The sequence below is a fragment of the Meridianimaribacter sp. CL38 genome (assembly GCF_004328055.1).
GTDB classification, from domain to species: domain Bacteria; phylum Bacteroidota; class Bacteroidia; order Flavobacteriales; family Flavobacteriaceae; genus Gaetbulibacter_B; species Gaetbulibacter_B jejuensis.
In genome coordinates, this window is the sequence record NZ_QKWS01000001.1 from 1,122,426 (window position 1) to 1,143,547 (window position 21,122).

Below are 21,122 nucleotides of genomic sequence, written 5' to 3' on the forward strand. Positions count from 1 at the left end.
TATAATGTTAGGTTGTATGGTAAAACCCTTCTTATATTGTATATTTGCAGTCAATTTAGACGTAATTAAAACAATTATGATTAAAGTATCAGATACAGCTAAAAAGAAAGTTGTAGAGTTAATGACCGAAGATGGTTTCAACTCAGCAACAGACTTTGTTCGTGTAGGTGTTAAAAGTGGAGGTTGTTCTGGTTTATCATACGATTTAAAGTTTGATAAAGCTCAGAATGAAGAAGACAAGGTTTTCGAAGATAATGGTGTAAGAATAATTGTTGATAAAAAAAGCTTTTTATACCTTATAGGAACAACTCTTGAATATTCAGGAGGTTTAAACGGAAGCGGATTTGTATTTAACAACCCTAATGCTAATAGAACATGTGGTTGTGGTGAATCATTTTCACTGTAATTTTTTGAAGCGAGATAACTAATGAGTAAGTATACCGAAGACGATTTAAGAGAAGAGTTAAAAACCAAAGAATATGAGTACGGATTTTATACAGATATAGAGTCTGATACCTTTCCTGTAGGTTTAAACGAAGATGTTGTTCGTGCTATTTCTAAAAAGAAAGAAGAACCAGAGTGGATGACTGAATGGCGTTTGGAAGCCTTTAGAGTTTGGGAACAAATGGTTGAACCAGAATGGGCAAATGTAAACTACGAAAAACCAGATTTTCAAGCCATATCTTATTATTCAGCACCTAACAAAAAGCCTAAATACGAAAGCTTAGATGAGGTTGATCCTGAATTATTAGAAACGTTCAATAAGCTTGGGATTTCTTTGGATGAGCAAAAGAAACTTGCAGGAGTAGCAATGGATGTTGTTGTTGACTCAGTTTCTGTTGCAACAACCTTCAAAAAAACATTAGCAGAAAAAGGTATTATTTTCTGCTCAATTTCAGAAGCAATTAAAGAACATCCAGAACTTGTAAAAAAATACATAGGAACGGTTGTTCCAAAAACTGATAATTTTTACGCAGCATTAAACAGTGCAGTATTTAGTGATGGGTCGTTTTGTTACATTCCTAAAGGCGTACGTTGCCCAATGGAATTATCAACCTATTTCAGAATTAACCAAGCAGGAACAGGACAATTTGAAAGAACACTTGTGGTTGCAGACGAAGGCAGCTATGTAAGTTACCTAGAAGGTTGTACAGCTCCAAGTAGAGATGAAAACCAATTGCATGCAGCAGTTGTTGAGCTTATTGCGATGGAAGATGCTGAGATAAAATATTCAACAGTTCAGAACTGGTTCCCAGGAAATGCTGAAGGTAAAGGAGGCGTTTTCAATTTTGTAACTAAACGTGGATTGTGTGAGAAAAACTCAAAAATTTCTTGGACGCAAGTTGAAACAGGAAGTGCTGTTACTTGGAAATACCCAAGCTGTGTGTTAAAAGGAGATAACTCAGTAGGTGAGTTTTATTCTATTGCTGTAACTAATAATTTCCAGCAAGCAGATACAGGAACTAAAATGATTCACTTAGGAAAAAATACTAAGTCAACCATTATTTCCAAAGGTATTTCAGCAGGAAAATCTCAAAACTCTTACAGAGGTTTAGTTCAAATCAGTTCTCGTGCAGACAATGCTCGTAATTTTTCACAGTGTGATAGTTTGCTAATGGGTAATGAGTGTGGAGCGCACACATTCCCATATATTGAAGCTAAAAATAAATCGGCTCAAATAGAGCACGAAGCAACAACCAGTAAAATTGGTGAAGACCAGATATTTTACTGTAATCAACGTGGTATTGATACTGAAAAAGCAATCGCCTTAATCGTAAACGGTTTTAGCAAAGAAGTATTAAACAAGTTGCCAATGGAGTTTGCTGTTGAAGCGCAAAAGTTATTAGAAATAAGTCTAGAAGGCTCAGTTGGATAAACACTAAAAACAAACAGATGAAAAAAATCTTTTTAGCACTTTTAGTATCTGCAGTATTGTTTTCATGTAAAAACGATTCTAAGAAAGATACAAGTTCTACCGAAATAACTACCGAAAATGTTGATGGTAAAACAGCAAAGCAAAATGATGGATTGACACTTGTGGTTGGAGAGTTTGTATACTATGCTGATGCAGCTGTTATTCAAACCAATACTACAGTGTATGGAGTTGTTATCGATAAAAAAATGCATGAGCTAAACGATGTGGCTCAACAATACAAAAAAGAAGCTACAGATTATGTGACTGTTGAGGTTAGAGGGAAAATAATTCTGAAACCACAAAATGAAGAAGGTTGGGATTACAGAGTCGAGATTAAAGAAATACTAAAAGTTTCTGCTTCTAAAGCAGATGAGAATAACGTTATAAAATTAGGAACAAAATAAGATATGTTAAAGATAGATAACTTACACGCAAGTGTTGAGGACAAAGCAATACTAAAAGGAATTAACCTAGAGGTTAAAGCAGGAGAGGTACATGCTATTATGGGACCAAATGGTTCAGGTAAAAGTACTTTGGCATCAGTAATTGCTGGAAGAGAAGACTATGAAGTTGAAGAAGGTGAAATCATTCTTGAAGGTGAAAATATCGATGAGCTAGCTGCTGAAGAGCGTGCACATAAAGGTATTTTCCTATCCTTTCAATATCCTGTTGAAATACCAGGTGTTTCGGTTACCAATTTTATGAAAACAGCCATCAACGAAACACGTAAAGCAAAAGGACTTGAAGAAATGCCAGCTAATGAAATGCTGAAATTAATTCGTGAAAAGTCAGAGCTTTTAGAAATTGACCGTAAGTTCTTATCACGCTCATTAAACGAAGGTTTTTCAGGTGGAGAGAAAAAGCGTAATGAAATTTTCCAAATGGCAATGTTAGAACCTAAATTGGCTATTTTGGATGAAACCGATTCTGGTTTAGATATTGATGCTCTTCGTATTGTTGCAAATGGAGTAAACAAGTTAAAGAGTAAAGACAATGCTGTAATTGTTATTACGCATTACCAACGTTTATTGGACTATATCGTTCCAGATTATGTACATGTTTTACATAACGGGCGAATAGTAAAATCAGGACCAAAAGAATTAGCTCACGAGCTAGAAGAAAAAGGTTACGATTGGATTAAAGAAGAAGTTGGCGCATAAATGCCAGTAATCAGTTAACAGTAAGTGGTAGTTGATATCACAAACTGGAACTGCAAACTGTAAAAAATGGAATTAAAAGATAAATTAGTCTCATCGTTTTTTGCTTTTGAAGATCATTTAGAAGATGCTTCTCCAATTCATGACATAAGAAACGAAGCTATAAAAACATTTGAGCAAAAAGGATTTCCTACTAAAAAAGAAGAAGCTTGGAAATATACTTCTCTTAATAGTGTTTTAAAACACGATTACAGCCTTTTCCCAAAGACTGAAAATGCTATTGAGTATAAAGATATCAAGCCTTACCTAATCCACGATATTGATAGTTATAAAATTATTTTTATTGACGGTAAGTATTCTTCACATTTGTCTCAAACCACACATGATGGTATTGACGTTTGTTTAATGTCTGCTGCTTTGGCTAAGCCTAAATACAGGTTAGTTATTGAAAACTATTTTAATAAAGCTGCAACAAAAGACAGTTTGCCATCATTAAATACTGCATTTTCTAGTGAAGGTGCATACATTCATATTCCTAAGAATAAGTTGGTTGAAAAACCAATTCAAATTGTGCATTTTTCAACAGGAAATGAAGCCGCTTTAATGTTGCAACCACGTAACTTAATTGTTGTTGACGAAAATTCTCATGTGCAAATCATAGAACGTCATCAAAGTCTTACAGATAACCCTGTATTGACCAATTCAGTAACTGAAATTTTTGCTAACAAGCGTGCCATTGCTGATTATTATAAAATACAAAATGATAATCAAAACGCTTCATTAATTGATAATACGTTTATCAAGCAAAAGCAAGAAAGTCATGTGTCTGTACATACGTTTTCATTTGGAGGAAAACTAACAAGAAACAATCTTAATTTTTACCAAAATGGTGAGCGTATAGATTCTACTTTAAAAGGCATCACAATTATTGGAGATAAGCAGCATGTAGACCATAATACTTTAGTACATCATATAGAACCAAATTGCGAAAGTCATCAAGATTACAAAGGTATTTTTGGAGATAGTGCTACAGGTGTGTTTAACGGTCAAGTTGTTGTTGAAAAAGAAGCACAAAAAACCAATGCTTACCAGTCTAACAACAATATTTTAATTAGTGACAAAGCAACCATAAACTCTAAACCTCAATTGGAGATTTTTGCTGATGATGTAAAATGTTCACATGGTTGTACTATTGGTCAGTTAGACGAAAGTGCTATGTTTTATATGCGTTCAAGAGGAATACCAGAAAAAGAAGCTAGAGCACTTTTAATGTATGCATTTAGTAACAATGTATTGAATTCGGTAAAAATCCCAGAAATAAAACAGCGTATTACAAAACTTATCGCTAAAAAATTAGGCGTTAATATTGGCTTTGATTTATAACAGTTTATGTCTTTAAATGTAGCTGACATACGAAAAGACTTTCCAATACTTTCAAGAAAAGTCAATGGCAAACCATTAGTGTATTTTGATAACGCTGCAACTTCGCAAACACCACAGCAGGTAATTGATTGTATTGTTGATTATTACAGTGGTTATAATGCTAATATACACAGAGGTGTTCATACACTAAGTCAGGAAGCAACTGACAAATATGAAGAAGCTAGACTGAAAATACAAGCGCATTTTAATGCCAAAAAATCTCACGAGATTATTTTTACTTCTGGTACTACACATGGTATTAATTTAGTAGCTAATGGGTTTTCATCACTATTAAAAAAAGGTAACGAAATTATTGTTTCTGCCTTGGAACACCACAGTAATATTGTGCCTTGGCAAATGTTGTGTGAACGTACAGGAGCAACGCTAAAAGTCATTCCAATGAACCAAGATGGTGAGTTGGTTATGTCAGAATTTGACAAGCTATTGTCTCAAAACACCAAATTGGTGTTCGTTAATCATATTTCAAATGCACTAGGGACCATTAACCCAATTGAGGCTATCATTGAAAAAGCGCATCAAGTAGGTGCAGCAGTTTTAGTTGATGGTGCTCAAGCGTGCCCACATATTAAACCAGATGTTCAGGCTTTAGACGTTGATTTTTATGTCGCTTCTGCGCATAAAATGTGTGGCCCAACAGGAGTTGGTATACTTTACGGAAAAGAAAAATGGCTAAACCTTTTACCTCCTTATCAAGGTGGTGGCGAAATGATTGCTGAAGTTACTTTTGAAAAAACAACCTACGCTGATTTACCTCATAAATTCGAAGCAGGAACACCTAACATTTGTGGAGGCATTGCTTTTGGAGCTGCAATTGACTATATGAATGCAATAGGTTTTGATTCCATTGCAAACTACGAGCATGAGCTACTTGATTATGCTACAGAAAAGTTACTAGCTATCGATGGACTTAAAATTTACGGAACTTCTAAACATAAAACATCAGTTGTTTCTTTTAATTTAGAAGGAATTCATCCTTATGATGTAGGTACTATTCTAGATAAACTAGGTATAGCTGTTCGTACAGGTCATCATTGTGCACAACCTATTATGGATTTCTACAAAATTCCTGGTACTGTTAGAGCTTCATTTGCATTTTATAATACTAAAGAAGAGATTGATGCTTTAGTTGAAGGTGTCAAAAAAGCACAAATGATGTTATCTTAATAACAATTCATTAATTATCAATTAATTAACATTGTTTTAACTCTTTTTTAACTAAAAGAGGGTGATGTATTTTGTCGAAAAATTAAATATTTTTTTATTAATTATGTTAAAAAATTGCTAAATAATTATATATTCGGCAATATTTTAAATTAAATACTACATAATTATGAAAAAAACACTTTTAGGTATGGCTGCTTTGGCTTTACTTTTTACGTCATGTAATGACGATCAAAATGAGGTTTCTAATACCGATCAATCCAAAGTTGATATGAGTGATTTTTATCTCTATACCGATGCTGATACTGATGAGGCTTCAAGAATAGCTGAAGGTAATTCAAAAGCATGTTATTCAATGGTGAATTTAAACAGGCTTTTAAATGAAAATCCTAATTTAGAGCAAAATATGTTCGATATCGAATTCAATTCCCGTAAGTTCATTGCTGGTAAAAAAGGTGGAAATGGAAACGGAAATGGAAACGGAGGAGGCTCTGGTGGAGATGGTGGAGATGGTGGCTCTGGTGATGATAACCTTGGAATAATTAACATTCCTGTTTATGTACATGTAGTTTATAGTAACTCAAACGAAAACATTAGTGATAATCAAATTAATTCTCAAATTGATGTTTTAAATGAAGATTTTAGAGCAACAAATAGCGATGCTAGTCAAGTACCAACAGAGTTTGCAGGTCTTGTTGCAGATTCTGAAATCACATTTTCATTAGCAGGCGTGTTTAGACATTCTAACTCAAGAACATCTTGGGGAACTAATGATTTAGTTAAAAGTACTTATCCTCCTATAACTCCTGAAACCCATTTGAATATTTGGGTTTGTAACATAGGTGGAGGTATTTTAGGATACGCTCAATTTCCTGGTGGACCAACTGCTACCGATGGTGTTGTTGTAGGGCCTAATTTTTTCGGAACAACAGGATATCTTTCTGCTCCTTTTGATGAAGGAAGAACTACTACACATGAAGTAGGACATTACTTAAATTTACGTCATATTTGGGGAGATGGAAGATGTCGTCAAGACGATTTTGTATCTGATACTCCTTCTTCTGATGGTCCAAATTATGGATGTCCATCTTATCCAACGGTTAACTGTCGTTCAAATGACATGACAATGAATTATATGGATTATGTAGACGATGCATGTATGTATATGTTTACTGAAGGGCAAAAATCAAGAATGCGTTCAATTTTTGCATCTGGAGGACCAAGAAGTGCTATGGTAAACTAAACCTTTAAATTATATAATTTTTTAAAAGACGTCAATTTTGGCGTCTTTTTTGTATTATTAATTATCTAAACCAAAAATACGTAGAAGATGAAATTAATTTTACTCATATTAAACCTAGTACTATTGAACTCTTGTGGAGCATCTAAACAAGAGTCGCTAACAAATAGTAATGAGAATGCTATGAATAGAGAAAAAGTGACGTTATCAGGAACTTATAAAATAGTAGCCATTGAAGAAAACGAGACATTACCTGACGATTTGACCATTTCCTTTGATAATAAGACAAATAAAGTATCAGGATATTCTGGTTGTAATCAATTTATGGGAGATTATACGTTTGAAAATGATTCAATTACTTTTGGACCTCTAATGTCTACAAAGCGATTTTGTATGGACAGTATTAATGCAATTGAACGAAAAATGCTAAGTGCATTATCTAAAACCCAAACGTTGGTTTTTGCAAATGAAGAGTTGAGTTTTATGAGTGGAGACACAGTGGTATTAAAAGCTTCTAAAACCGAAACAAAGTCTAATAAAGTTGCACAAGAAAGCGATTATATAATTGAGTACTCTGCAACTACAAGAGGATTTCATAATTCGTTAAAATTGCAAAATGGTATTATGACTACTCTAAAAGGAAGAGATTTAAAAGAAGCTAAAAAAACGTGTTCTGAAGAAGATTTAGCTACTTTAAATAAATTGATTCAAGAATTAGATTTAGAAAAATTAAATACACTAGAATCACCTTCAAAAGCTCATCAATATGATGGTGCTCCAATAGGTCGATTAATAATTGAATATAAAGGAAAAACCTATCAAACACCTGCGTTTGATGCTGGAAACCCTAATAAATATGTTGCACCTTTAATTGAAAAATTATTGGCAATTGCCGAAATGGGTAAATAATTGAAAAGCTGTATAACTATTCGTATTTTTGCATAAAAGAAAGACTGTGACAATACAAGAGATACAAAACGAGATTATAGACGAATTTTCAATGTTTGATGATTGGGAAGAACGTTACCAATACATGATAGATTTAGGTAAAACACTTCCACTGATTGATGCACAATACAAAACCGACGATTTTATTATAAAAGGATGCCAAAGTAAGGTTTGGGTACATGCCAATTTAGATACAGATAAAGTTGTTTTTACTGCAGATAGTGATGCTATTATTACCAAAGGTATTATCGCTATTTTAATTCGTGTATTCTCAAACCAACATCCGAAAGACATCATAGAAGCTAATACAGATTTTATTGATGAGATTGGACTAAAAGAACATTTATCACCTACTAGAGCTAACGGTTTAGTAAGTATGATAAAACAATTAAAAATGTATGCAGTTGCATACCAAACACAATTAAATTAATATGGAAACCACAATAGATACAAACGCTTTGGGTGAAAAAATAGTAAAGGTTTTAAAATCTATTTTTGATCCTGAAATTCCTGTAGATATCTACGAACTAGGATTAATTTATGACGTTTTTGTTAACGAAGATTATGATGTAAAAATCTTAATGACTTTAACAACGCCTAATTGTCCTGTTGCCGAAACATTACCTATGGAAGTTGAAGAAAAGGTAAAATCAATAGACGAAGTAAAATCTGCTGAAGTAGAAATTACTTTTGATCCGCCTTGGAGTCAAGATTTAATGAGCGAAGAAGCCAAGTTAGAACTTGGTATGCTTTAATAAGGTTTTATAAATGCCAAGACGTACGCCTACTTCATTAAAAGACGATAAAAAAACTAATCTTAAGTCGTCTTTTAATGCGCTTGTTTACATTCCTAGGTTTTTTAGAGAAATCTGGAACGTAAACAAAAAACTTTTTATACTTGCTGCCTTTTGCAGATTAATTGGCGCATTGCTTCCTGTTATCATTTTATGGGTTGGAAAACTGATTATAGATGAAATTATTCTTCAGACCTCATTAGAAGTTACAGATTACACCCAACTTTGGACCTATGTTGCTGTTGAATTCACGCTAGTTATTTTATCAGATTTGGTAAGTCGTGCTATTTCATTAACTGATGGTTTACTTGGCGATGAATATAATATTGCAACTTCGGTTACTATTATAAAAAAGACCAATCAAATTAACATTAGCTTGTTAGAAGATGCCGATTTTTACGATAAGCTAGAACGTGCCAGAACGCAAACCACAGGTCGTGTTGGTCTTATGTCTAACGTGTTAGGACAAGCACAAAGCGCCATTTCTATTGCAACACTTGTGGCTGGTTTAATTTATTTTGAACCGTATTTAATCATCTTGTTGGTATTGAGTATAATTCCGTCGTTTATTAATGAAGTTCGCTTTAGTCAACAGCAATATTCATTGGCTAGAAGCTGGACAGCAGAACGTAGAGAATTAGATTACTTACGATTTATTGGTGCCAATGATAAAACAGCAAAAGAAATAAAGCTTTTTGGACTTACAGATTTTGTTGTAAATCGGTTTAAAAACCTTTCAGAAGAATACTATGAACTCAACAAAACCCTTGCTATAAAACGTTCGGCTTTAGGTTTTGTGTTTAATGTTTTAGGTTCATTAAGTTATTATGGCGCTTATGTGTTTATCATTTATCGTGTGCTTTCTGGCGCTATTACACTAGGTGAACTTACGTTTCTTTCTGGGTCTTTCAATAGGCTTATGAAAAACCTTCAAGACTTTTTTTCAAAATTCACACGTATTTCTGAAAGTGCTTTATACCTTAAAGATTATTTTGATTTCGTCGATATTTCTGTGGCTTCAAAAACCAAAGAAGATGTGCCATTACCAAAACAGATTAAACAAGGTTTTGAGTTTAAAGACGTGCGTTTTTCGTATCCAGGTTCTGAAGTTGAAATATTAAAAGGCATTTCGTTTACATTACAAGCTGGCGAAAAACTAGCGTTTGTCGGTCAAAATGGTGCAGGAAAAACCACATTAACCAAACTGTTATTACGTTTTTACGAACCAACTTCTGGAGAAATTTTGTTAGATGGTATTAATATAAATCGCTTTAATAAAGCCGAATACCAAGAGTTTTTTGGAGTGATTTTTCAAGATTTCTTTAAGTATGAATTTACTGTAAAAGAAAACATTGCTATTGGTGATATTGACGAACTTGACAATCAAGAAAAAATTGAAAATGCTGCTGAATTAAGTTTAGCAAATGATGTGATTTCAGAGCTAAAACACGGTTACAACCAACAATTAGGAAAACGTTTTGTAAACGGCATGGAACTTTCTGGTGGACAATGGCAAAAAGTAGCTTTAGCAAGAGCGTATATGAAAAATGCCGAAGTAATGATTCTAGACGAACCTACATCAGCACTTGATGCCAAAGCTGAAAGTGATGTGTTCACAAGGTTTATTGGACTTACCGAAGGAAAAACAAGCATTATTATTTCGCATAGATTTAGTACAGTTAGACAAGCCGATAGAATTTTGGTTCTAGAAGAAGGTCGTGTTCTTGAAATAGGTACACACGAAGCCTTAATGGCAAACAAATCGTTATATGCTGAATTATTTACACTTCAGGCCGAAGGTTATCAATAGCTTTCAACATATTAAACACTCGATTTTCGAGTAAAACAATTTATCTTTGTAGTATGGCAGAAGAAATTATAAACAGAGTCGCAAATAGTAAACTTGTTACTATAGATTTGGAAGACTACTATCCAAAAGGGCAACGCGTGTTATTTGATATAAAAGACTGGTTGTTTCAAGAGCTTATTTTAAAAGAATCTGATTTTAGATCTTTTGTTAAGGAGCACGATTGGTCACAATATCAAGATGCTTATTTAGCATTAACGTGTTCGGTAGATGCGATAATTCCATCTTGGGCGTATTTACTTATTACATCACATGTTTCGGCTTATGCCAAAAAAATTGTAGTTGGTGATTTGGTAACTTTAGAAACAGCAATTTACCAAGATATTATATCGCAATTAGATGTTTCAGACTATTCTGGAAAACCTCTTATTATAAAAGGATGTGCCAACAAACCTATCCCTGAATCTGCTTACACCTTGCTTATTTCAAAATTACAACCTATAGCAAAATCTATTATGTATGGTGAAGCTTGCTCAACTGTACCTTTATATAAGAAAGGTAAAATGTGACTTTTGTAATAAAGTTGAGTCTAAGAAAAAGACTATTTTTGTACAGTAAAAATTTGATTTAAAAAGAAGTATAATGAAGAAACTATTATTTACAATTGCTTTAATTACAGTAGCGTTTACAACTAACGCTCAAACAATGGAAGAACTAAAGGCTGAACAAGCAGCAAAAAAGGACTCGATTGCAGCTATACAAGGTAGAGTTAACGCTTTACAAGCTCAAATTGATGCGCTTCCAGGATGGAGAGTAGGTGCTTTTGGTACAATTGGAGGGAGCATTTCAAACTTTAACAACTGGTATGCACAAGGAACACCAAATAACTCATCAGGTAGTATAGGTGTATCTTTTAACGGTTATGCTAATTTAATTCAAGAAAAATATTTCTGGAGAAATGCATTAACTGCAAACCTTAACTGGATTAAACTTGATGATAAAGACACTGATTTAGATGATGATGATTTTAACCCAACAACAGATGTGTTTAACCTATCATCTTTATATGGTAGAAATATCACCAACAAATTAGCAGCTTCTGCATTATTAGAATACAGAACGACACTTTTAAACAACTTTAACGATCCTGGATATTTAGATGTAGGTGTTGGTTTTACTTGGACTCCTGTTGATAATTTAATAGTTGTTGTTCACCCTTTAAACTACAACTTTGTATTTGCTGATAATGATGCAATTTTTGATTCATCTCTTGGTGCTAAAATTGTAGCAGACTATACAAGACAAATAGGAGCTGTAAGCTTTAAATCTAACTTATCAATGTTCCAAAGCTACAAGAGCTCAGACCTTTCTAACTGGACATGGACAAATTTTTTTGGTTACACACTTTGGAAAATGATTGGTGTTGGTTTTGACTTTGGTTTAAGAAGCAACAAACAAGAAGCGTTAAACTATGCTTTAGGTAATTTTGATCCTTTATCTGGAGATGACGAGCCTTCTTTTGGTAATGTAGATAATGATTTGCAAACCTATTGGACATTAGGATTAAGCTATAAATTCTAATTGAAATTGAATATAAAATTAAAAAGCACGCTAACTAGCGTGCTTTTTTTATGATTCGAAATCTTCGTTGGAATAATCTGGATACAAAAAGTGATTGTAAGGGAAGCGTGTGATATGAATTTTTCTAACTTCATCATAAACACGTTTTCTAAAGTCTTCTAGGTTCTCTTTATTCAATGCTGAAATAAATAAAGCATAATCACCTATTTTATTCATCCAAGTGGTTCTCCACTCTTCAAGAGAGTAATGTGCTTTAGTGCGTTCTTCCATTAAATCGTCTTCATCAAATGGTTCGGCTTCATAGGCATCAATTTTATTAAACACCATTATAGTAGGTTTGTCAGAGCTATGAATTTCATCTAATATTTTATTAACCGATTCAATATGCTCTTCAAAATTAGGATGTGAAATATCAACTACATGAAGTAATAAATCTGCTTCTCGAACTTCATCCAAAGTACTTTTAAAACTTTCAACTAATTGAGTTGGTAGTTTTCTAATGAATCCTACTGTGTCTGTCATTAAAAACGGAAGGTTTTGAATAACTACTTTTCTTACAGTAGTGTCTAGCGTTGCAAATAGTTTGTTTTCGGCAAATACTTCACTTTTACTTACAACATTCATTAAGGTAGATTTTCCAACATTGGTGTAACCTACAAGTGCAACTCTAACCATTTGACCTCTGTTGCCTCGTTGCACAGACATTTGTTTGTCAATGGTTTTTATCTTGGCTTTAAGTAACGCAATTTTATCACGTACAATACGTCGGTCAGTTTCAATTTCGGTTTCACCAGGACCACGCATACCAATTCCTCCTTTTTGTCGCTCAAGGTGAGTCCACATTCCTTTAAGTCTAGGCAGCAAATATTCGCATTGAGCAAGCTCAACCTGTGTTCTTGCATAACTGGTTTGTGCACGTTGCGCAAAAATATCGAGAATTAAATTGGTTCTGTCCAAGACCTTGCAGTTAAGTATTTTACTTATGTTGCGCTCTTGGGCTGGAGATAATTCGTCATCAAAAATTGCGGTACCAATTTCATTTTCATTAATAAATTCTTGTACGTCATTCATTTTACCAGACCCAATAAAAGTTTTTGGGTTTGGCATATCCATTTTTTGGGTAAAACGTTTTACCACTTCGCCACCAGCAGTATAGGTTAAAAACTCAAGCTCATCGAGATACTCTTTGGATTTAGACTCGTCTTGTTCTTTAGTAATTACACCTATTAAAACTGCTTTTTCTAACGTTATGTCCTTTTTTTCTAGCATATATTAATTTAAAGCACAAAGTTACACAATTGTTTGCAGTTTAATTTTCTTATTTTTAGAGCTTCCTTTAGTCTATTCTTTTAAGCAAAACTACATTCAATGCAATACACGATAGCGTTTTATAATATTGAAAATTTATTCGACATTCATAATGATCCATTTACTAATGATGATGATTTTTTACCAACTTCGGATAAAAGATGGACTCAAAAAAAATACGATAGGAAAATTTACAAAATTGGATCGGTAATTTCACAGATTGGAACTGATGAGAATACTACACCTCCAGCAATTGTTGGTTTAGCTGAGGTTGAAAATAAGCGTGTATTAAAAGATTTGCTTGCGAGTAAAGATTTGCAATCCATTAATTACGATTATGTGCATTATAATTCACTTGATGAACGAGGAATAGATGTTGCTCTTATATATAATAAGGATGTATTTACTGTAAACTCTTCTGAAACCTTCAATATTTTCATCACAGATGGAGATGGTGAAATAGATTTCACTAGAGATGTTCTTTTGGTTTCTGGTATGTTGGGAGGAGAGGAAATACATATTATAGTTAACCATTGGCCATCAAGAAGAGAAGGTGAAAAAGCATCATCATATAAAAGAGTGTTGGCTGCTCAAAAGAATATTGAAGTTGTTAACCGTTTAAAACAAGACAATCCTAATTCAAAAATTATTGTTATGGGCGATTTTAATGATAACCCAGATGACGATAGTGTTGAAGAGTTAGTGGCAGGTGCAAACCTTTATAATCCAATGCAAAATTTAAGAAGCATTGACAAAGGAAGTCTTAATCATGATTTTAATTGGAATGTTTTTGACCAAATAATGGTATCAATAAATTTTCTTGAGACTAAACCAAATACATTAAAATTTTCTGACGCCAATATTTTTGACTCAAAATTTTTAACACAATATAATGGTAAGTATAAAGGTCAGCCTTACAGAACTTTTGTTGGAAAAAAATACAAAGGCGGATTTAGTGATCATTTTCCAGTATTTATTGAGTTAAGAAAAACATATTAAAAAAGCGCTTAATCATTTTATCGGAGATAAATGCATTTAATCTATTATCATAATGTTAATGGGTTGTTAAGATACTTTTTTTTTATCTTCGGTAGCTTATCAGGTATTGCTTAAATACTATGATTGTTTATAACCCCAGATTAATTTTTATAAACATAGTATTAAGGTATTAACAATCAATATCTTGAGATTATATAAAATAATTTGTTCAATTATTAACTGCTAAAACCAAATGAAAAAAATTACTATTTGGCTAAGTTTAAGCTTTTTGTTGGCGTTTTGCCAAACATCAATAGCGCAATTTAGCTGCGATTCCCCTATTATGATAACCGATGGTTATACAGCTGACGGGATAACTACACCAGGAACAGCTGGAATTGAAGATTGGAATGACCCAAATCCAGATTCATGTACTTCAAATGCATTCTACTGGGATGATGATGTGTACCTTTTTGGGTATACCGCTGGAGCTAACGATGAAGAAATATCTATGACTATTTTTACCAGAAATGGTTGGAATGGTATTGGTATCTTTTCTGATTGTAATGGTACTGCTCTAGAAGGGTGTTTAGCATCTGCAAGTTCAACAACAGGTAATGTGTCTCAGACAGTTTTAGCAAATGTTGGAGCAGGTGAAACCGTTTACATTGCAATTGGGCAATGGGGATCACCAAATGACTTAGATTTTGACGTTACAGCGTTTAATGCTGTAGAATTAGTTGACCCTCCATCTTGTTCTACTTTTACCACTCCAGTTGACGATTCGATTGATGTACTTGAAGATACAGCTATCAATTGGACTCAAGCTACTGGTGGAGCAACAGGATATAGAATTTCTATAGGAACATCTACAGGAGGTGTCGATATTGTAAATGACCTAGATTTAGGAAACGTGTTAACTTATACACCAAGCACTCCGTTAGCTTATAGTACTGAGTATTTTGTTAATGTAACACCATATAATTCTAATGGAGATGCTCAAGGATGTGCTGAGTTAAGTTTTACAACTAGAGAAGAGCCACCAGCAGGTTCTATTTGTAGCAACCCAATAATGGTAACCACACCATTACCTTATGTAACAACAGATGATACTTCTAATTATGGAGATGATTACACTGGAGGACCAGGAGCTAACTGTGGTTCAACTTCAGGATATTTAGGAGGAGACGATGTTGTGTATTCATATACACCAGCAGTTGATACTTCAATTGATATTGCATTATCAGGTGTAGGTACTTACACAGGTATCTTTGTATATACAGATTGTGCTAACATAGGTTCGCAATGTGAAACAGGAGCTGTAAATGGATTTGCCGGAGGAGATATGCTGATAGATAATTACACTGTTACAAGTGGAACAACCTATTATATAGTAATTTCAACATGGCCATCGCCTCAAAGTACACCATATACATTAACAATTACTGAAAACACTTGTGTAGACGCTGAGGCAATATTTTCAACGGTTAGCGATTGTGCTAATGGTGATCAATTTTTAGTAGAAGTTGATTTAACTAGTTTAGGTTCAGCAGGAACAATTACAATTAGTGACGACCAAGGTAGTACACCACAAACAGTTGATGCAGTAGGAGTTTATACTTTTGGTCCATATGCTCATGGTACACCAGTAATAATGACAGCAGCAAACGATGATGATTCAAACTGTACATTGGTAAGTGCTAGTTTAACTGAGAACTATTGTTTAGACAATATCGTAGATTGTGCGGTAGGACCAGTAAACACAACATTCTGTTACTTTAATAATATAGACGATGATCCATCAGTAGCAACTTTTAGTTATACAAGTACAGATGGTAGCCAATTGAACCTGACGATAAACGCAGGTCAAATGGAAGGTTGTTGTGATGAGTTAGTTGTAATAGATTCAGATGGAACAATACTATACAACCAAAACACACCAAACCCAGCAGGATTGACATTCCAATCTTCTGGAGATACAATATCGTGGTACATTAACTCAGATGGTTCAGTAAGTTGTGAGAACAATGGTTACACACCATTTGATGTAACAGTTGCTTGTGCAACTTGTGAAAATCCAGAAGCTACTTTTTCAACGGTTAGCGATTGTGCTAATGGAAATCAATTTTTATTAGAAGTTGATTTAACTAGTTTAGGTTCAGCAGGAACAATTACAATTAGTGACGACCAAGGCAGTACACCACAAACAGTTGATGCAGTAGGAGTTTATACTTTTGGTCCATATGCACACGGTACACCAGTTATTATGACAGCAGCAAATGATGATGATTCAAACTGTACATTGGTAAGTGCTAGTTTAACTGAGAACTATTGTTTAGACAATATCGTAGATTGTGCAGTAGGACCAGTAAATACAACATTCTGTTACTTTAATAATATAGACGATGATCCATCAGTAGCAACTTTTAGTTATACAAGTACAGATGGTAGCCAATTGAACCTAACTATAAACGCAGGTCAAATGGAAGGTTGTTGTGATGAATTAGTTGTAATAGATTCAGATGGAACAATACTATACAACCAAAATACACCAAACCCAGCAGGATTGACATTCCAATCTTCTGGAGATACAATATCATGGTACATTAACTCAGATGGTTCAGTAAGTTGTGAGAACAATGGTTATACACCATTTGATGTAACAGTTGCTTGTGCAACTTGTGAGAATGCAGAAGCTACTTTTTCAACGGTTAGCGATTGTACTAATGGAAATCAATTTTTAGTAGAAGTTGATTTAACTAGTTTAGGTTCAGCAGGAACAATTACAATTAGTGACGACCAAGGTGGTACGCCACAAACAGTTGATGCAGTAGGAGTTTATACTTTTGGTCCATATGCGCATAGTACACCAGTTATTATGACAGTTGCAAACGATGATGATGCAAATTGTACATTAGTAAGTAACAGTTTAACAGAAGAATATTGTTTAGATAATATTGTTGACTGCGACTTAGGGCCAGTAAACACAACATTCTGTTACTTTAATGACATAGATGACGACCCGTCAGTAGCAACATTTACTTATACAAGTTCAAATGGTTTGCCTCTTAACATTACATTTAATGATGGTCAAATGGAAGGTTGTTGTGACGAGTTAGTTGTAATAGATTCAGATGGAACAATACTATACAACCAAAATACACCAAACCCAGCAGGATTGACATTCCAATCTTCTGGAGATACAATATCATGGTACATTAATTCTGATTTTTCAGTAAGTTGTGAGAACAATGGTTACACACCATTTGATGTAACAGTTGCTTGTGCAACATGTATCAATCCTCAAGCAACCTATCAAGTAGTTGATGATTGTGATAATGGTGATCAGTTTTTAATTGATGTTAACGTAACGTCTTTAGGAGACGCTAACTCATTAACTATTAGTAATAACATTGATGCAACAACTGTTTCAGTACCTTCAGAAGGAATTTACCAAATTGGACCATTCCCTTTCTTAGTTGATGTTGTGGTAACTGTAAGTAGTGATGATGATGTTAATTGTGTAATTAATAGTTCGCCAATTCAGTTATTGGCTTGTCCGCCTGAAAATGACAACCCATGTAATGCTATAGTGGCTAGTGTGAATGAGGACAATTCATGTGATTTAGTAACAGCAGGAACTATAATAGAAGCAACACCTTCTGGAGTTCCAGATGGCGAATGTGGTGGTGACCCAGACGATGATGTTTGGTTCCAATTTACAGCATTAAACGAAGTTCAGCTGATTTCAATTACAAATATCACAGGAGGAACTACAAACTTAGATCATGGACTTTACGAAGGAACATGTGACGGTTTAACCGAGTTATATTGTTCAGCAGACACAGCAAGTGTAACACCTGAATTAGTTGTAGGAAACACATACTATATTAGAGTATTCTCAGGAGGTTCTGTAGGAGAAACAAGTACTTTCGATTTATGTATTAAAGATGCACCAACAAATATAATCTGTGAAAATGCTGAAAACTTCTGTCAAGAAGGTGGAGCATTAGTAACTTCAAATATTATAGGAATTCCAGACCCTAACGATATTGCATGTTTAGGATCTGCACCAAACCCTACATGGAACATCATTCAAATTGGAGATCCAGGATTAATAGAAATTGAAATTTCTCAAGTAGATGATAATGGCAATGGTATCGATGTAGACTTTGTGCTTTGGGGACCATTTGAATCAGTTGCAGATTCTTGTACTGAAATAGCTTTTGAAGATTGTCCTTCTTGCCCAAACAATACAAGTAACCCTGACTTTTATCCATTTGGTAATATAGTTGATTGTAGTTACTCTTTTGTTTCAGTAGAAAACTTAACAATTGATAATGCTCAAACAGGAGAAATATACATATTACTAGTTACTAATTTCTCTGACGATCCAGGAACAATCTCAATTAGTCAAACTAATGGAGGAGATGATGGAGACGGTAACGTAACAGCTGAAATAGAAGTAGATTTAGGACCAGATCAAAGTTTCTGTGGTTTCCCTTCTTACGATTTAGTTGCAGACTCTCCATTTGCTGATAGATATGAGTGGTATTGTGATGGATTCATAATAGAAGGAGAAGAATCTTCTGTTTTAACAGTTACTGAGTCTTGTACTTATACTGTTATTGCTTATGATGATCAATGTGATGCACAAGCTCAAGATCAAGTAACCGTTATTTTCGGATTAGAGCCTGTTGCTAACCCTGTAGATGATATTGTAACATGTGACGATGCTTCAGGAGACGAAATCGAAGACTTTGATTTAGAAATGCAAACTGCAGGAATATTAGGAGCTCAAGATCCTAGTTTATTTAATGTAACGTATCACTTGACGCTTACTGATGCTCAAACTGATACAGGCGCTTTAACATCTCCATACACTAACATATCTAACCCGCAAACTATTTATGTAAGAGTAGAAGATGCAAATCCAGATGCTTCTTTCTGTTTTGCGACAACAAGTTTTGATTTAATAATATCAGGACCAACACCAACAGCAACAAGTATAGATATAGAAGCATGTGATGATAATTCAGGTGATGGTATTGAGGATTTCGATTTAGCAGCTTATGATACTGATATATTAAATGGTCAAGACCCAACGGAGTTTACAGTTACTTATCATGAAACTGAAGCAGATGCTGAAGCAGGTCAAAATGCTATAGATACTTCTTCACTTTACACAAGTGACTCTCAAACTATTTATGTAAGAGTTGAAAGCAATTCAGCATTTGATTGCTACTCTACTACTAGTGTAAATTTAATTGTACTTCCTATTCCTGTTGCAACATTTAACACGACAGATGTTGATTATGAGGTTTGCCCTAACGCAACAGTTCCAATAGAAATAGCATTAACCCCTCAAGGGTATTCTGAGTCAGATGTTACTGTTGAATGGTATCAAGATGGAGGTCTTATTAGTGGCGAAACAGGATTAACCTTACCTGTTTTAACACAAGGTCTTTATACAGCAATTATTACTTATAACGATTCTAGTTGTACTTACGAAGTATCAGAAACAGTCATAGAATTAGAGAGTTGTGTAATACCAGAGGGTATTTCCCCAGGAGTAAGTCCAGGACAGAATGACACATTTGATTTAAGTAGTTATGGTGTAACACGATTAGAGATATTCAACCGTAATGGTGTATTAGTATATTCTAAAGATAACTACACAAATGAGTGGTATGGACAGAGCAATAGTGGAGATGAGTTACCAGTAGGTACTTACTTCTATACGATGATCTATGAGAATGGAGCAAAGAAGCGTAGTGCTTGGGTATACATCAACAAATAAGACTAACCGAAATTAATCTAAGAACATGAAAAGACTCACAATACTAATACTAACGCTCGTAGGCTTTCAGGTCTTCGGGCAGCAGGATCCACAGTACACACAGTACATGTATAATATGAATGTCATTAACCCAGCTTATGCAGGCTCAAGGGAGAATCTAAGTTTTGGTTTACTGTATCGTACGCAGTGGACAGGATTAGAAGGAGCACCAAAGACAGGAACATTCTTTGGTCACCTTCCCGTAGGCGAGAAAGTAGGATTAGGGTTATCGATTATATCAGATAACATAGGACCAGTAAATGAGACCAATGCTTATGCAGATTTCTCGTATACACTTCGATTAGGAGGCGAACACCGCTTGGCGTTTGGTGTTAAGGCAGGCGCAACGTTTCATGATATAGGACTCACAGGTCTTGATGTCGTGGACCCTAACGATCCTTTCTTCTCGGAGAACATCAACAGTGTGACACCAAACATAGGCGCAGGAGCATTTTATTATACAGACCATTACTATTTGGCAGTATCTGTACCGAATATTTTAAATTCGGTACACCTTGATGCCAATGGTTTTGAGTTAGGCTCAGAAGTTAGCCATTACTTCATAACAGGAGGATATGTGTTTGACTTATCACAAAATACCAAGTTGAAGCCATCGTTTTTGGTTAAGTCAGCCTTTGATGCGCCAACCTCTTTTGATGTAAACTTAAATGCGTTGTTTTATGATAAGTTCGAGATAGGAGCCTCTTATAGGCTTGATGATTCATTTTCAGGGCTTATCAATTTTGCGATTACCCCATCGCTACGTATAGGTTATGCTTATGATAGTGTTACTTCAGATATAAAGAGGTATGCACCAGCATCGCATGAGTTTATGTTATTGTTTGACCTTAACTTCCCTAAGAAGGTATCACGATCACCAAGATATTTCTAACCATTCAAGCCAAACCAAAGATGAAAAACATACAAAAATATTTATTGATAACCTTGCTG

At 34.3% G+C, this 21,122-nt stretch carries 17 protein-coding genes; 16 read left to right on the plus strand and 1 reads right to left on the minus strand.

Annotation, left to right across the window (positions count from 1 at the left end; all coding sequences use genetic code 11):
• Positions 1-76: 76 nt before the first annotated feature.
• From DMZ43_RS05115 to DMZ43_RS05175, 13 genes are all read left to right on the plus strand, one after another.
• On the plus strand, positions 77-406 hold the full coding sequence (locus tag DMZ43_RS05115; RefSeq protein WP_129759923.1) for an iron-sulfur cluster assembly accessory protein: 330 nt from the start codon (positions 77-79) through the stop codon (positions 404-406).
• Between the two features lie 21 nt (positions 407-427).
• Complete coding sequence (gene sufB / locus DMZ43_RS05120; RefSeq protein WP_131506495.1) at positions 428-1,876, plus strand: Fe-S cluster assembly protein SufB; 1,449 nt, start codon at positions 428-430, stop codon at positions 1,874-1,876.
• A gap of 17 nt (positions 1,877-1,893) precedes the next feature.
• Positions 1,894-2,319, plus strand: a complete 426-nt coding sequence (locus DMZ43_RS05125; protein WP_131506496.1) for a hypothetical protein — start codon at positions 1,894-1,896, stop codon at positions 2,317-2,319.
• Positions 2,320-2,322: 3 nt separating this feature from the next.
• Positions 2,323-3,075: a Fe-S cluster assembly ATPase SufC gene (gene sufC / locus DMZ43_RS05130; RefSeq protein WP_129759926.1), complete on the plus strand. Its 753-nt coding sequence runs from the start codon at positions 2,323-2,325 to the stop codon at positions 3,073-3,075.
• A gap of 66 nt (positions 3,076-3,141) precedes the next feature.
• On the plus strand, positions 3,142-4,455 hold the full coding sequence (gene sufD, locus DMZ43_RS05135) for a Fe-S cluster assembly protein SufD (RefSeq protein WP_131506497.1): 1,314 nt from the start codon (positions 3,142-3,144) through the stop codon (positions 4,453-4,455).
• 6 nt (positions 4,456-4,461) lie between these two features.
• Positions 4,462-5,679 carry an aminotransferase class V-fold PLP-dependent enzyme gene (locus DMZ43_RS05140; RefSeq protein WP_131506498.1) on the plus strand — a complete coding sequence of 406 codons (1,218 nt, stop codon included), beginning with the start codon at positions 4,462-4,464 and terminating at the stop codon, positions 5,677-5,679.
• 166 nt (positions 5,680-5,845) lie between these two features.
• Entirely contained in the window at positions 5,846-6,919 is a 1,074-nt protein-coding gene (locus DMZ43_RS05145) for a zinc metalloprotease (protein ID WP_131506499.1), read from the plus strand.
• Between the two features lie 87 nt (positions 6,920-7,006).
• Positions 7,007-7,825 (plus strand): META domain-containing protein, encoded by an 819-nt coding sequence (locus DMZ43_RS05150; protein ID WP_131506500.1) that lies wholly within the window; start codon positions 7,007-7,009, stop codon positions 7,823-7,825.
• A gap of 46 nt (positions 7,826-7,871) precedes the next feature.
• Positions 7,872-8,294, plus strand: coding sequence for a SufE family protein (locus DMZ43_RS05155; protein WP_129759930.1), 423 nt, complete (start codon positions 7,872-7,874; stop codon positions 8,292-8,294).
• 1 nt (position 8,295) lies between these two features.
• The gene (locus DMZ43_RS05160; protein ID WP_129759931.1) at positions 8,296-8,619 is read left to right on the plus strand and encodes an SUF system Fe-S cluster assembly protein; all 324 of its coding nucleotides are present in this window, start codon (positions 8,296-8,298) and stop codon (positions 8,617-8,619) included.
• A 13-nt stretch (positions 8,620-8,632) separates the two neighbouring features.
• Positions 8,633-10,468 carry an ABC transporter ATP-binding protein gene (locus DMZ43_RS05165; RefSeq protein ID WP_131506501.1) on the plus strand — a complete coding sequence of 612 codons (1,836 nt, stop codon included), beginning with the start codon at positions 8,633-8,635 and terminating at the stop codon, positions 10,466-10,468.
• 53 nt (positions 10,469-10,521) lie between these two features.
• Positions 10,522-11,034 carry a DUF2480 family protein gene (locus DMZ43_RS05170; protein WP_131506502.1) on the plus strand — a complete coding sequence of 171 codons (513 nt, stop codon included), beginning with the start codon at positions 10,522-10,524 and terminating at the stop codon, positions 11,032-11,034.
• 73 nt (positions 11,035-11,107) lie between these two features.
• Complete coding sequence (locus tag DMZ43_RS05175; protein WP_131506503.1) at positions 11,108-12,046, plus strand: DUF3078 domain-containing protein; 939 nt, start codon at positions 11,108-11,110, stop codon at positions 12,044-12,046.
• 48 nt (positions 12,047-12,094) lie between these two features.
• Here the strand turns inward: DMZ43_RS05175 and hflX are convergent, their stop codons facing one another.
• Positions 12,095-13,315, minus strand: coding sequence for a GTPase HflX (gene hflX / locus DMZ43_RS05180; RefSeq protein WP_129759935.1), 1,221 nt, complete (start codon positions 13,313-13,315; stop codon positions 12,095-12,097).
• Between the two features lie 99 nt (positions 13,316-13,414).
• On the opposite strand from hflX, the gene DMZ43_RS05185 reads away from it, so the two are divergent.
• From DMZ43_RS05185 to DMZ43_RS05195, 3 genes are all read left to right on the plus strand, one after another.
• Positions 13,415-14,353, plus strand: a complete 939-nt coding sequence (locus DMZ43_RS05185) for an endonuclease/exonuclease/phosphatase family protein (protein ID WP_131506504.1) — start codon at positions 13,415-13,417, stop codon at positions 14,351-14,353.
• 232 nt (positions 14,354-14,585) lie between these two features.
• Positions 14,586-20,132 (plus strand): gliding motility-associated C-terminal domain-containing protein, encoded by a 5,547-nt coding sequence (locus tag DMZ43_RS05190; RefSeq protein ID WP_131506505.1) that lies wholly within the window; start codon positions 14,586-14,588, stop codon positions 20,130-20,132.
• A 25-nt stretch (positions 20,133-20,157) separates the two neighbouring features.
• Positions 20,158-21,063, plus strand: a complete 906-nt coding sequence (locus DMZ43_RS05195; RefSeq protein ID WP_131506506.1) for a type IX secretion system membrane protein PorP/SprF — start codon at positions 20,158-20,160, stop codon at positions 21,061-21,063.
• Positions 21,064-21,122 lie beyond the last annotated feature (59 nt).